This window comes from Leisingera sp. ANG-M7 (genome assembly GCF_000813965.1).
Classification (GTDB): domain Bacteria; phylum Pseudomonadota; class Alphaproteobacteria; order Rhodobacterales; family Rhodobacteraceae; genus Leisingera.
The window spans coordinates 35,975-47,377 of record NZ_JWLI01000018.1 but is presented as its reverse complement, the minus strand read 5'-3'; the positions used below and the strand labels follow the sequence as shown (position 1 = coordinate 47,377).

The 11,403-nt window shown below is 63.5% G+C and carries 13 protein-coding genes and 1 pseudogene; 8 read left to right on the top strand and 6 right to left on the bottom strand.

Going from position 1 to position 11,403, the window contains the following annotated elements:
- The 6 genes and pseudogenes from RA26_RS19140 to RA26_RS19115 form a co-directional block, all read right to left on the bottom strand.
- Positions 1-406 (bottom strand): annotated as a pseudogene (locus tag RA26_RS19140) (hypothetical protein); the annotation flags it as partial.
- A complete protein-coding gene (locus RA26_RS19135) occupies positions 403-810 on the bottom strand; it encodes an ExbD/TolR family protein (protein WP_039186510.1) in 408 nt (135 codons plus the stop codon). The gene RA26_RS19135 and the pseudogene RA26_RS19140, both read right to left, overlap by 4 nt.
- Positions 807-1,220, bottom strand: coding sequence for an ExbD/TolR family protein (locus tag RA26_RS19130; protein WP_039186508.1), 414 nt, complete (start codon positions 1,218-1,220; stop codon positions 807-809). Before RA26_RS19130 ends, RA26_RS19135 begins: the two co-directional genes overlap by 4 nt.
- Before the next feature lie 17 nt (positions 1,221-1,237).
- Positions 1,238-1,855 carry a MotA/TolQ/ExbB proton channel family protein gene (locus tag RA26_RS19125; RefSeq protein ID WP_039186506.1) on the bottom strand — a complete coding sequence of 206 codons (618 nt, stop codon included), beginning with the start codon at positions 1,853-1,855 and terminating at the stop codon, positions 1,238-1,240.
- 3 nt (positions 1,856-1,858) lie between these two features.
- Entirely contained in the window at positions 1,859-2,278 is a 420-nt protein-coding gene (locus RA26_RS19120) for a hypothetical protein (RefSeq protein ID WP_039186503.1), read from the bottom strand.
- Between the two features lie 65 nt (positions 2,279-2,343).
- Positions 2,344-3,192 carry a hypothetical protein gene (locus tag RA26_RS19115; RefSeq protein ID WP_241482694.1) on the bottom strand — a complete coding sequence of 283 codons (849 nt, stop codon included), beginning with the start codon at positions 3,190-3,192 and terminating at the stop codon, positions 2,344-2,346.
- 189 nt (positions 3,193-3,381) lie between these two features.
- Between RA26_RS19115 and tssA the strand changes: the two genes are divergently transcribed.
- The 8 genes from tssA to tssG all read left to right on the top strand — a co-directional run bounded on the left by tssA (position 3,382) and on the right by tssG (position 11,402).
- Positions 3,382-4,455, top strand: a complete 1,074-nt coding sequence (gene tssA, locus RA26_RS19110) for a type VI secretion system protein TssA (RefSeq protein ID WP_039186501.1) — start codon at positions 3,382-3,384, stop codon at positions 4,453-4,455.
- Positions 4,456-4,525: 70 nt separating this feature from the next.
- Entirely contained in the window at positions 4,526-5,041 is a 516-nt protein-coding gene (gene tssB, locus RA26_RS19105) for a type VI secretion system contractile sheath small subunit (protein WP_039186500.1), read from the top strand.
- A gap of 15 nt (positions 5,042-5,056) precedes the next feature.
- Positions 5,057-6,553: a type VI secretion system contractile sheath large subunit gene (gene tssC / locus RA26_RS19100; RefSeq protein WP_039186498.1), complete on the top strand. Its 1,497-nt coding sequence runs from the start codon at positions 5,057-5,059 to the stop codon at positions 6,551-6,553.
- A 79-nt stretch (positions 6,554-6,632) separates the two neighbouring features.
- Positions 6,633-7,121 (top strand): Hcp family type VI secretion system effector, encoded by a 489-nt coding sequence (locus RA26_RS19095; protein WP_241482693.1) that lies wholly within the window; start codon positions 6,633-6,635, stop codon positions 7,119-7,121.
- A gap of 91 nt (positions 7,122-7,212) precedes the next feature.
- Complete coding sequence (locus RA26_RS19090; protein ID WP_039186492.1) at positions 7,213-8,016, top strand: type VI secretion system accessory protein TagJ; 804 nt, start codon at positions 7,213-7,215, stop codon at positions 8,014-8,016.
- Positions 8,009-8,506, top strand: coding sequence for a type VI secretion system baseplate subunit TssE (tssE, locus tag RA26_RS19085; RefSeq protein WP_039186491.1), 498 nt, complete (start codon positions 8,009-8,011; stop codon positions 8,504-8,506). Before RA26_RS19090 ends, tssE begins: the two co-directional genes overlap by 8 nt.
- Complete coding sequence (gene tssF / locus RA26_RS19080) at positions 8,506-10,383, top strand: type VI secretion system baseplate subunit TssF (protein WP_039186489.1); 1,878 nt, start codon at positions 8,506-8,508, stop codon at positions 10,381-10,383. The genes tssE and tssF overlap by 1 nt, the downstream gene beginning before the upstream one ends.
- Positions 10,347-11,402: a type VI secretion system baseplate subunit TssG gene (gene tssG, locus RA26_RS19075; RefSeq protein WP_039186486.1), complete on the top strand. Its 1,056-nt coding sequence runs from the start codon at positions 10,347-10,349 to the stop codon at positions 11,400-11,402. Before tssF ends, tssG begins: the two co-directional genes overlap by 37 nt.
- Position 11,403 lies beyond the last annotated feature (1 nt).

Below are 11,403 nucleotides of genomic sequence, written 5' to 3'. Positions count from 1 at the left end.
GGGTAGGGGCCATGGCGGCGGCGGGAAGGGCAGCGGCTGCGGGGGCGGCGCTGGCAAGCCTGTCTGCGGGTGCCTGTGCGGGCGCGGTTGTGGAGATTTTGGCCGCCGCGGGAGTGAGGCTGGCTGCGGCGGGGGTCTTGGGCTGCGCCCTCGACTGGGGGATGCTGCCAGCGGCGAGGCCCTGGGTTTGTGCTTGACTTTCAGGGGCTTGTTCGCCTTCGGCTGCCTGCGGCACGGCCTCTGACCTTGGGATGCGGTGGGCCTGGAGTTTGAGGCTGCTTTCGGGCGTTGGCTGCTGCGGCAGCGGGTCTGGGGTCAGCGAGATCAGCAGCGCGCCGGCGCCGCCTGCGTGGACCACGGCGGAGGCGGCCAGCCCCAGCGCCCATATGAAGGGCGCGCGCATCATCCGCCGGTTTCCGGGGTGACCACCAGCACCACGTCAGTGAACCCCAGCGCCTCGCCCTCGGCCACCAGCGGCAGCACGTTGCGCAGCTCGGCTGTGCGGTGGGCGTTGATGCGCAGCCGCAGGTCCGGATCGTCTGCCAAGAGGGCCGAGAGGGCAGGGGAGAGGGCGTCGCGGGGGATCGCTTCGCCGTCAAGGGCCAGGTCGCCGGTGGCCGACACAGCCAGGGTGATGCCGCCAGCGGGCATGTCGCGGCCGGTGACGGCGGTGGCGGGGCGGACATCGAAGGGCGCGGTGGCGTCCATGCGGCCGATCAGCATGAAAAACACCAGGAGGAAGAACACCACGTCAATGAGGGCGATGATGGTTTCGGAATGGGACCCGCGGGCCGGGCGGTTGAGTTTCATTGCGCCGCCTCCAGCCGCAGGACGCGCAGGCGGGTGACCCCGGCCAGGGCGGCGGCGTCCATCACGGTGATCAGCGCCTGGGTTTGCGCGGCACCGGAGGGCAGGATCACCACTTGGGTGAGGGTTTCCTCTGCGACGGCGGCAGAGAGCGTGGATTGCAGGGTTTCCGCGTCCAGTGCGGTGCCGCGCAGCACCGGCACGCCATCGGCGCCGAGGCGGATCATCAGGGTGCCTGCCGGGGATTGGGTGTCGCCCGTTGCGGTGGCCTCGGACGGTTTCACCGCCGGGATCATGTCGAGGTTCAGATAGGTGGAGGTCACCATGAAGAACACCAGAAGGATCAGCATGACGTCGATCATCGGTACCAGCGAAATCAGGGCGCGGGGGCGGGCGGGCCGGTTGATCATCATGGCGGCGTTCCCCCGTGTCAGCGCGACCCGTCGATCAGCAGCAGGCGGCCGGCGGCGCTTTCGATGGCCTGGGCGGCGGCGTCGATGCGGGCGGCGAACAGGCCTGCGGCTATGGCGGCGGGGATGGCGACCAGAAGGCCTGCGGCGGTGGTCAGGAGCGCCTGCCAGATGCCGCCCGCGAGCACCGACGCGTTGGCGGCGCCCTGCGCCAGTTCCAGTTCCTGAAACGACTGGATCATGCCAAGGACGGTGCCGAGGAGGCCGAGTAGGGGCGAGACCATGGCGATCAGTTCCAGGAGGCGGATGAGGGAGTTCATGCGGCTTACTTCCTCATTGCCGCGGCGTTGCAGTTCGTCTTGCAGGAGCGGGCCGCGCAGACCTTCTTGCAGCGCCTGCATGGCGTAGGTCATGACCCGGTCGGCGGGGGATTTACCGCCCGCAACGCTGTCCTGCGCCTGCTTGCGGTCGCCGTCTTTCCATTGGGTCAGCGCCTGTTCGCGGGCTTGCCCGCCGGATCGCACCGGCCAGAGCTGGATCAGTTTGACGGCAATCACCGTCAGCGACAGAAGCGACATCAGCGCCAGGATCACGATCACTGGCCCGCCGGTGCCGAGCATATCCCAGGTGCCGGCCATGGCTTATTTCACCAGCGGCGCGGCAGCGCGGGAGCCAAGTTCCAGGATCGGGAAACAGTCTATCGGATCCTCGTTCTGGGGCTGGCAGGAGGTGATGTCGTGCAGCAGGATCTCAGAGATGTTGCTGCAGGATATCACCGGGATCTCGAACAGTTTCAGGGTGGTGCGCTGGACAGGCAGGGGGGCGGCGTCGATCGACAGGAGGCGGTCGATCACGCCCTGGCCGTCGAGGATGGCCAACGACATCTCGAAGCCTTCGAAGCTTTTGCCGGTCTGGTTGCGGAACAGGAAGAAGGCGCGGCAGCCGCCGCCCTCGATTTCTTCTGTCTTGTTCAGCTCAACCCGCAGCGGGCCGGTGTCCGCCGCTGCGGTGAGCGGCAGGCAGGTCAGGGCGAGGGCAGTCAGCAGGCGGGTCATGGGCATCACTGTCTCCGGGGTCCGGTGGGATGCCCAGCCCGCAACCGCTGCGGGCCGGGCTGTGTTCGGGGTCAGACCAGGGCGGTCAGAGCCTTTTCGATCTTGTCCATTGCGTCGCGGGCCGAGTCGAGATCGCGGCGCTTGAGGTGGCGGGCGGCCACATGCAGGGCACGGCCCAGCCGGTCGCGGACCTTGCCCGGGGCGCGGGCGACATTGGCCTGCAGAGACTGGGCGCGTTTGACCTGGGCACCGAGCGAGCGCTGGTCCATCTCGCGCTGGCCGCGTTTCATCGACTTGGCCTCATCCTCGCGGTCGGCGCCGATGCGGGCGACGGCACGTTCGATCACTACGATCATGGTTTCGGCCTCCTGCAGGCGGCCGTCGTTGATCAGGCTGACGGATTTGGCCAGCGCGCGTTTCAGTTTCAGCTCCAGGGGGCCGGGCGCAAGGCCGATGCGCGGCTGGATCCGTTTCAGGCGGCGTTTTAGCGGTGCGATTGCCTTGGCGTCGATGCCGGAGGCGTTGATGTCGGAGGCGTCATCCTCTGTCACCTGGCTGTCGGAGGCCTCAGGTTTGAGACTGTCCAGGAGGTTGCCGCCGTCATCATAGAACAGCACGTTGACCTTGGCCGGGTTGCGTTTGAGGAATTTCTTGAGTTCAGTGACCATGCGCTGCGGCGCGCTTTCGCAGATCATCTCCATATTGCCGGAGCGGACCACATAGGTGCCCCAGGCCATGGGCGGGCCGCCCCCCTCTTTCTTCATCGGGGCCTTCAGCGTTTCAGGTTTCTTGCCCGGCTGGATCATCAGGAGCGGGTCCTTGCTGGCGTCGAGGCAGAAGGCGAAACTCATCCGCTTCTTGGCCCCTTCGCGAACCATCTCTTTGACTTCCTTGCCAGAAATACGATCAATACTCATCATTCAGCCGCTATTGAATGCTTGGAAAAGGTTTGACATTAGGATGGCGATAAGGCTCTGTTGGGGTCAAGTTATTGTTTGAGGTTTCCGCGGGTTTAACCACCAGGCTCAAAAAGAGTGGCACCTGCTTTCCGTTACGTTACCACACGGGAACGTGACCAAAAAAGAATGCACCCAGGGGGGCGAAAGACAATGGATCCTGCAGTATTGCTGCAATCCAAAGGGGATGATGCCCCTAGCGGTGAGAATCTCGAATATGATCCGGCTTTCACCGAGATGGAGCTGGCGGCCCAACCGGGCGAGGAATCGGTGGTGGGCAACGAGACGATCGAAGCCACTGATCCCGATTACCGCGAAGTTCAGAAGAAAGCGCTGGAGGTGCTGGAGCGCAGCCACGATCTGCGCGCGGCGGTGTTTCTGGGCGATGCGCTTTTGCATTCCGAGGGGCTGCCCGGCTTTGCCGATGTGACCACCTATATCCGCGGCTGCCTGGAGGAGTTCTGGGAGACCTGCCATCCGGAGCTGGATGAGGACGACGGCGACCCCACGATGCGGATCAATGCGATTCAGGACCTTTGCGGCCAGCCGGACGGGATGGCGGGGGCGTCGCCCTTGTACCGCTCGCTGCGCCGGGCGCCGCTGAGCGAAAGCCGCGGCTTTGGCCGGTTCTGCCTGCGCGACATTGAAATCGCCGAAGGGGTGATGGCGGCGCCGGAGAGCATGGAGCATATCCCGGACAGCGCCACCATCGGCGCGGCGTTCCAGGACAGCGACGAGGAAATCGTTGCGGCGCGGCTGGCGGCGGTGAAAACGGCTGAGGAAAACGTGCGCGCGATCTCTGCGGTGTTTGACGAGCAGACACCGGGGCAGGGGCCGGACCTGAGCGCGCTGATCAAGCTGCTGCAGCAGATCGGCAAGCGGATCGGCACCTATGCCAATTTGAGCGCCGAGGACGATGCTGCCGGGGATGAGGCCGAAGAGGACGGTGCGGAAGACGGCGGCGGCGGCGCGGCGCCGGCTGGTGGCGGACGCGCGATGCCATCCGCGCCTGGGGCGATCAACTCTCATGCCGATGTGTCCAACACGCTGGACCGCATCATCAGCTATTACCGGCGGGCGGAACCTTCCAGCCCGCTGCCGATCCTGCTGGAGCGGTGCAAACGGCTGGTGGGGGCCGACTTCCTCACCATTATGAATGACATGGCGCCGCAGGGGGTGGAGAACGTCCACCTGATCGGCGGCATTGATGAAGACGATGACGACTGACGGACACGGGGATTTCTGCGGCGGAACCTGCTGCGGATCCCGTGAAAGCAAGACGAGTAAGGAGACCTAGATGGCCGGAAGTTCACAGAAATTCATTGCCCGCAACCGGGCACCAAGGGTCCAGATCGAATATGACGTGGAGCTGTACGGCGCCGAGAAGAAGGTGCAGCTGCCCTTCGTGATGGGCGTGATGAGCGACCTGGTGGGCAAATCCGAAGTGGAGCAGCCTGCAGTCGCGGACCGCAAGTTCCTGGAAATCGACGTGGACAACTTCGATGACCGGATGAAGTCGATGGCACCGCGTGCCGCCTTCACCGTGCCCAACACGCTGACCGGCGAGGGCAACATGGCGGTCGACATCACGTTCGAGAGCATGGACGATTTCAAGCCTGCTGCGATTGCCGCCAAGGTGGAGCCGCTGCGCGAGCTGCTGGAAGCGCGCACCCAGCTGTCGAACCTGATGACCTATATGGACGGCAAGACCGGCGCCGAGGATCTGATCTCCAAGATCATCCAGGACCCGAGCCTGCTGAAAACCCTGGCCGCGCAGCCGAAGCCCGGCGGCGAAGCCGACAGCGAAGAATAAGAGCGGAGGACGAAGATGGCTGAAGAAGAACTCCAGGCGGAAGCCGCTGCCGGTGAAGCCGCCTTTGGCTCTGCCGAATTCGCGAGCCTGCTGCAGAAAGAATTCCGCCCCAAGTCGGATCAGGCCAAGACTGCGGTTGAAAGCGCGGTCAAAACCCTGGCCGAACAGGCGCTGGCAAACACTGCGCTGATTTCCGATGACGCGCTGCGCTCGATCGAGAGCATCGTGGCGGCGATTGACGAGAAGCTGACCGAGCAGGTCAACCTGATCCTGCACAACGAGGAATTCCAGCAGCTGGAAAGCGCCTGGCGGGGCCTGCATTATCTGGTCAACAACACCGAGACCGATGAGCAGCTGAAAATCCGGGTGATGCCGATCACCAAGAAGGAAATGTCGAAGACCCTGAAGAAATTCAAGGGCACGGCATGGGATCAGTCGCCGATCTTCAAGAAGATCTACACCGAGGAATTCAGCCAGCTGGGCGGCGAGCCCTACGGCTCTCTGGTGGCGGACTACCACTTTGACCATTCGCCGCCGGATATCGAGCTGCTGGGCGAGATGTCCAAGATTGCAGCAGCCGCGCATGCGCCGCTGATCACCGGCGCCAAGCCGACCCTGTTCCAGATGGACAGCTGGGCGGAACTGTCGAACCCGCGCGATCTGACCAAGATCTTCCAGACCCCTGAATATGCCGCATGGCGGTCGCTGCGCGACAGCGAGGATGCGAAATACGTGGGTCTCGCGATGCCGCGCTTCCTGGGCCGTCTGCCCTATGGCTCCAAGACCGACCCGGTTGAGGAGTTTGCATTCGAGGAAGACACCGCCGGTGCCGGCAGCGACAAATACGGCTGGGTCAACGCGGCCTATGGCATGGCGGTGAACATCACCCGTTCGTTCAAGATGTACGGCTGGTGCTCGCGGATCCGCGGCGTTGAAAGCGGCGGCACGCTGGAGAACCTGCCCAGCCACACCTTCCCGACCACCGATGGCGGCGTCGATCAGAAATGCCCGACCGAGATTGCCATTGATGACCGGCGCGAGGCGGAGCTGGCGAAGAACGGCATGATGCCGCTTATTCACCGCAAGAACACCGACGTTGCGACCTTTATGGGGGCGCAGTCGCTGCACAAGCCGGCCGAATACGACGATCCGGACGCCACCGCTAACGCCAACCTGGGCGCGCGGCTGCCGTATCTGTTCGCCACATGCCGGTTCGCGCACTATCTGAAGTGCATGGTGCGAGACAAAGTCGGCTCGTTCAAAAGCCGTCAGGACATGGAGTCCTGGCTGCAGGACTGGATCAACAACTATGTTGATTTCAACGCAGACATCTCTTCGGAGAACGAGAAGGCGCGCAAACCTCTGGCCGCAGCCGAAGTGGTTGTGGAAGAGGTCGAGGGCAACCCGGGGTATTACACCTCAAAATTCTTCCTGCGCCCGCATTACCAGCTGGAGGGGCTTTCTGTCTCGCTGCGTCTGGTATCGAAACTGCCCTCGGAAAAAGGAGGCTGATTTCCCACTCCCCAGCCTTAACCAAGCATAGTGCAGTAGAGTTCTTAATTTTTGAAAGGATAGCAAAATGGCTGCAAACATGTTCGTACAGATCTCGGACATCGATGGCGATGCAACCGAGGAAAACCACAAGAAGTGGATCGTGATCCAGTCGGCGAGCTGGAACGTGGAGCGCGCGGTGGAAATGACCGATCTGGGCTCGACCCAGCGGATGCACGCGAACTCCAACTTCGGCAAGATCGAGCTGACCTCGCAGATGGGCAAAGCCTCGAACGACCTGGCGCTGTCGGTTGCCAATGGCACCGTGCGCCCGGAAATCATCATGCACTGGTGCCGTTCGGGTGACAGCGCCAGCCAGGGCCTGCTGGTCTATTCGGTCTGGAAGCTGAAAGACGTGGTTGTCGACAGCTACTCGATTTCCGCCAGCGAAGACGGCATTCCGGAAGAGACCTGGTCGCTGGCCTATGCTGCGATCGAGCACGAGTACAAGTCGACCAACCAGAAAACCGGCAAGCTCACCACTGAAGGCACCTTCAAGTGGAACGTGCAGACCGGCAAGGTCGAGTAAACCATTTGACTGGCCCCGGGCGTATTGCCGCCCGGGGTCCGTTTTTTCTGACGTATTTCCAGCATCCATCCCCGTTGCGGAGTAGAGCCCCATGACACCTGAAGAGCATTTGAAAGCTGGTGATCCCAAGGCGGCGCTGGAGGCGCTGCAAGCCAAGATCCGCGCGGATGCGAGCAATCCCAAGCTGCGGGTGTTTCTGTTTCAGCTGCTGTGCGTTCTGGGCGACTGGAACCGGGCGATTGCGCAGCTGAAGGCGGCGGCGGGATTGGACGAAGGCGCCACCGTGATGGCGCAGGCCTACCGCGAGGCGATCATCTGCGAGGTCTACCGCGAGAAGGTGTTTGCGGGTGAGAAGTCGCCGCTGATCCTGGGCGAGCCGGAGGAATGGCTGGCGCATCTGATCGAGGCGCAGAAACTGCTGGCAACCGGCAATCCCAAGGAAGCAGCAGAGCTGCGCGCCAAGGCGTTTGATGCGGCACCTGCCAGCCCCGGTGAGGTGAACGGCAAGCGGTTCGAGTGGATCGCGGATGCTGACATGCGGCTGGGACCGGTGCTGGAAGCGGTGATCAACGGTAAATACTACTGGCTGCCGTTTTCCAAGATCGTCTCCTTTGAAGCAGAGGAGCCGAGCGACCTGCGCGATGCGGTTTGGACCGCGGGCACGCTGACCCTGGCGGGCGGCGGTGAAGTAGCGGCGATGATCCCGACCCGTTATCCCGGCAGCGAGAAGGCAGACGGGCTGTCGATGCTGGCGCGCGCCACCGTGTGGCAGGATGCCGGCGCGGAAACCTATACCGGTCTGGGCCAGCGGCTGCTGGCGATCGGCGATGAGGACATTGCCATCATGGACGTGCGCACACTCCGGATGGATGGGCACGGCGAAGAGAATGGCTGACAAGACACTGGCCGAGCGCCTGCAGCCCTCGCTGCTGGACCGGCTGACCGACAATGCGCCTGCCGATCAGAAGGAAACCCGCGAGAGCCGGGTGATTGATCTGGTGCGGCTGCGGGAAATCATCCAGCGCGATCTGTCGTGGCTGTTGAACACGCAGAATGTCGAAAGCCATTTCGATGCGGAGAAATACCCGGCGGTGTCGGCCTCGGTGCTGAACTACGGTCTGATTGAAGTGGCGGGGGAGGCCTCGACCACCGAGAAGGCAGAGGCGATCCGGCGCTCGATCAAGCAGGCGATTGCCACCTATGAGCCGAGGATCATCGAAGGCTCTGTCGATGTGCGGTTGCAGGATGGCACCGACGCGACCGAGATGACCGTGGGGCTGGAAATCCGCGCCGACATGTGGGCACAGCCGATGCCGCTGGAGCTTTACCTGCGCAGCAAGGTCGATCTGACCACCGGCGAGGTGGAAATGGAAAGGGCCATGTGATGGATACACGGTTGCTGACCCATTACGAGAATGAGCTGAACTATCTGCGCGACATGGGCGCGGAGTTTGCGGCTGCCTATCCCAAGATTGCGGCCCGTCTGGGCATGGAAGGGGTCGAGGTTCTTGACCCTTATGTGGAGCGTCTGCTGGAGGGCGCCGCGTTCCTGACCGCGCGGGTGCAGCTGGAACTGGAGCTGCAGTATCCGAATTTCACCTCCAACCTCCTGGAAATCATCTATCCGCATTACCTCGCGCCGACGCCCTCGATGATGATCGCGGCGTTTGAGCCGGATGTGGCGAACTCTGCCGTCAAAAGCGGCTATGTGCTGCAGCGCGGCTCAACCCTGCGGTCGCGGCTGACCGAGGGCGAGCAGACGCCTTGTGAATTCCGCACCGCCGCTGATCTGACCATGTGGCCGATCCAGATCACCGAGGCGCAGTATATTGACGGCCGCGGTGAGCTGGTGGCGGCAGGGGTTGCCACCGGATATGACGCGCGCGCAGGCATCCGGCTGCGGATCAAGCGCATTGACGGCGACCCGATCAGCAAGCTGGAAATGGACAAGCTGACGCTGTACCTGACCGGCGAGGCGGGCAACAGCTGGCCGCTGCTGGAACTCTTGTGCACGCAGGTGCAAGGGATCGTGGCGCGCTCCACCGACCGCCGCGCCGACTGGCAGCTGCCGCTGCGCGAGGCCCGGGTGGCGCAAAAGGGGTTCAGCCCAGAGGAAGCGCTGCTGCCGCTGCCGCGCCGGGTCTATGACGGCTACCGGCTGCTGCAGGAATATTTCGCGATGCCGGAGCGGTTCCGTTTTGTCGAGCTGCAGGGGCTGCGCGAGGGTTTGCGGAAATCCGAAGGCAATGAGGTTGATCTCTATATCCTGCTGCGCGAGGGGATGCCGGAGATTGCGCCGATCGTGGTGCCGGAGGTGTTCAAGCTGAACGCGGTGCCAGCCGTGAACCTGTTCGAGAAGCGCTGCGACCGGGTGCGGATCGCGCCGATTGACACCGAGCACCATGTGATCCCGAACCGTACTGCGGGCCTTGATTTCGAGATCTACGGTTTGCAAAGCGTGGTGGGCATCAGCGGTGAGGGCGAGGACGACGTGGTGTTCCGCCCGTTCTATTCCGCCAATGATTTCACCGCTGCCGGCGAAAGCCACCCGGCCTATTACACAATCAAGCGGCGGATGCGGCAGCGGTCGGAGAAGGAACGCCTGCGCGGGGTGCGCAGTTCTTATCTGGGATCGGAAGTGTTCCTGACGCTGGTGGACCGGGCGCAGGCACCCTATTCCGCCGGGCTGGAGCAGCTGGCGGTCAAGGCGTTGTGCACCAACCGCGATCTGCCGATGCTGCTGGCCACCGGCAATGACGATGTGTTCCAGTTGCCCGAGGGCGGTCCGGTCAAGAAAGTGACGCTGCCGGTGTCGCCAACCCGTCCGCATCCCACCCTGGCGCAGGGGGATACCGCCTGGCGTCTGATTTCTCACCTCAGCCTGAACTATGTCTCGATTGCCGAAACCGGCAAGGGCCAGTCGGCGGAAGCGCTGCGGGAGCTGGTCGGGCTTTATGCGCCCCTGGGCGACCGGGTGACGGAAAAGCAGCTGGAGGGCATCCTGTCGGTCAGCGCCCGGCCCATCGTGCGCCGGATGAGCGATGAGGTGCTGTCCACCGCGGTGCGCGGGCTGGAGATTACCCTGGGCTTTGACGAGAGCTTTTTCGAGGGCAGCAATATCTATGCGCTGGGGGCCGTGCTGGAACGGTTCTTCCGCGGCTATGCCAGCATCAACTCGTTCACGGAGACCGTCCTGAAAACCGAAAAACGCGGGGAAATTGCCAGATGGCGACCGGAAAAGGGCCTCGGCCGGATGATCTGAGTCTTTATGGCCGGCTGGCCATGGATCCTGAAAAACACCACGTTTTTCAGGCCCTGCGTGTATTGGAGGCGCATTTCGATGACGCCCCGCGCCTGGGCGAAAGCCGCCGCCCGCGGCAGGACCGGCTGCGTCTGGGGCAGGAGGCGGAACTGGCTTTCCCGCCCTCCACCATTGCCGCGTTCAAACCGGCGGAGGGGGACAAACCGGCAGTTCTGACCAACCGCTTCTTCGGCTTGTTCGGCCCGCAGGGCCCGCTGCCGCTGCATCTGACCGAATACGCCCGCGACCGCAAAAGAAACCACCGCGATCCGACGATGGTGGCCTTTGCCGATATGCTGACGCACCGGCTGATGAGCCTTCTGTACCGGGCCTGGACGCAAGGCTCGCCGGCTGTGAGTTTCGACCGGGCTGATGATCCGATGGCGCGCAAGGTTGCGTCGCTGATCGGATACAACGGGTTCAAATTCGGCGACCGCGACGACATGCCGGACCTCGCCAAGCTGCATTTTGCGGGCCATCTGGCGAAGGGGGCCAAGAACGCCGAGGGGCTGGTGTCGATCCTGTCGGCGTTCTTTGAGGTGCCGGTGACGCTGGAGGAATATATCGGCAGCTGGCTGGAGCTGGAGCCGGATGACCGCTGGCAGCTGGGCTATGGGGGGCTGGGGCAGACCACCAGCATCGGCGACAAGGTCTGGAGCCGCACCGCGAAATTCCGCATCCGCATCGGGCCGCTGAAGCTGGAAGATTATGAGCGGCTGCTGCCGGGCGGTGAGGCCTTGAAGCGGCTGCGGGCCATTGTGCGGTCCTATGCCGGCGATGTGCTGGACTGGGATGTGAACCTGGTTCTGGCGGGCGACGAGGTGCCGCGGGCATCCTTGGGCGGCACCACGCGGCTGGGGCATACCAGCTGGGTGCGCTCGCGCCCGGATCCGGATGCGGATCAGCCGGATGTGAATGATTTGTACCTGTACCCGGGATTAGGCGCCGGGGCTGAGATGCCTGTAGAGGGAGGGATTTGAG

Bases quoted from the DNA above. Each gene is read 5' to 3' on its own strand.
- RA26_RS19135 (WP_039186510.1), bottom strand. From the start codon at position 810: ATGAAACTCAACCGCCCGGCCCGCGGGTCCCATTCCGAAACCATCATC.
- RA26_RS19130 (WP_039186508.1), bottom strand. From the start codon at position 1,220: ATGATGATCAACCGGCCCGCCCGCCCCCGCGCCCTGATTTCGCTGGTA.
- RA26_RS19125 (WP_039186506.1), bottom strand. From the start codon at position 1,855: ATGGCCGGCACCTGGGATATGCTCGGCACCGGCGGGCCAGTGATCGTG.
- RA26_RS19120 (WP_039186503.1), bottom strand. From the start codon at position 2,278: ATGCCCATGACCCGCCTGCTGACTGCCCTCGCCCTGACCTGCCTGCCG.
- RA26_RS19115 (WP_241482694.1), bottom strand. From the start codon at position 3,192: ATGATGAGTATTGATCGTATTTCTGGCAAGGAAGTCAAAGAGATGGTT.
- tssA (WP_039186501.1), top strand. From the start codon at position 3,382: ATGGATCCTGCAGTATTGCTGCAATCCAAAGGGGATGATGCCCCTAGC.
- tssB (WP_039186500.1), top strand. From the start codon at position 4,526: ATGGCCGGAAGTTCACAGAAATTCATTGCCCGCAACCGGGCACCAAGG.
- tssC (WP_039186498.1), top strand. From the start codon at position 5,057: ATGGCTGAAGAAGAACTCCAGGCGGAAGCCGCTGCCGGTGAAGCCGCC.
- RA26_RS19095 (WP_241482693.1), top strand. From the start codon at position 6,633: ATGTTCGTACAGATCTCGGACATCGATGGCGATGCAACCGAGGAAAAC.
- RA26_RS19090 (WP_039186492.1), top strand. From the start codon at position 7,213: ATGACACCTGAAGAGCATTTGAAAGCTGGTGATCCCAAGGCGGCGCTG.
- tssE (WP_039186491.1), top strand. From the start codon at position 8,009: ATGGCTGACAAGACACTGGCCGAGCGCCTGCAGCCCTCGCTGCTGGAC.
- tssF (WP_039186489.1), top strand. From the start codon at position 8,506: ATGGATACACGGTTGCTGACCCATTACGAGAATGAGCTGAACTATCTG.
- tssG (WP_039186486.1), top strand. From the start codon at position 10,347: ATGGCGACCGGAAAAGGGCCTCGGCCGGATGATCTGAGTCTTTATGGC.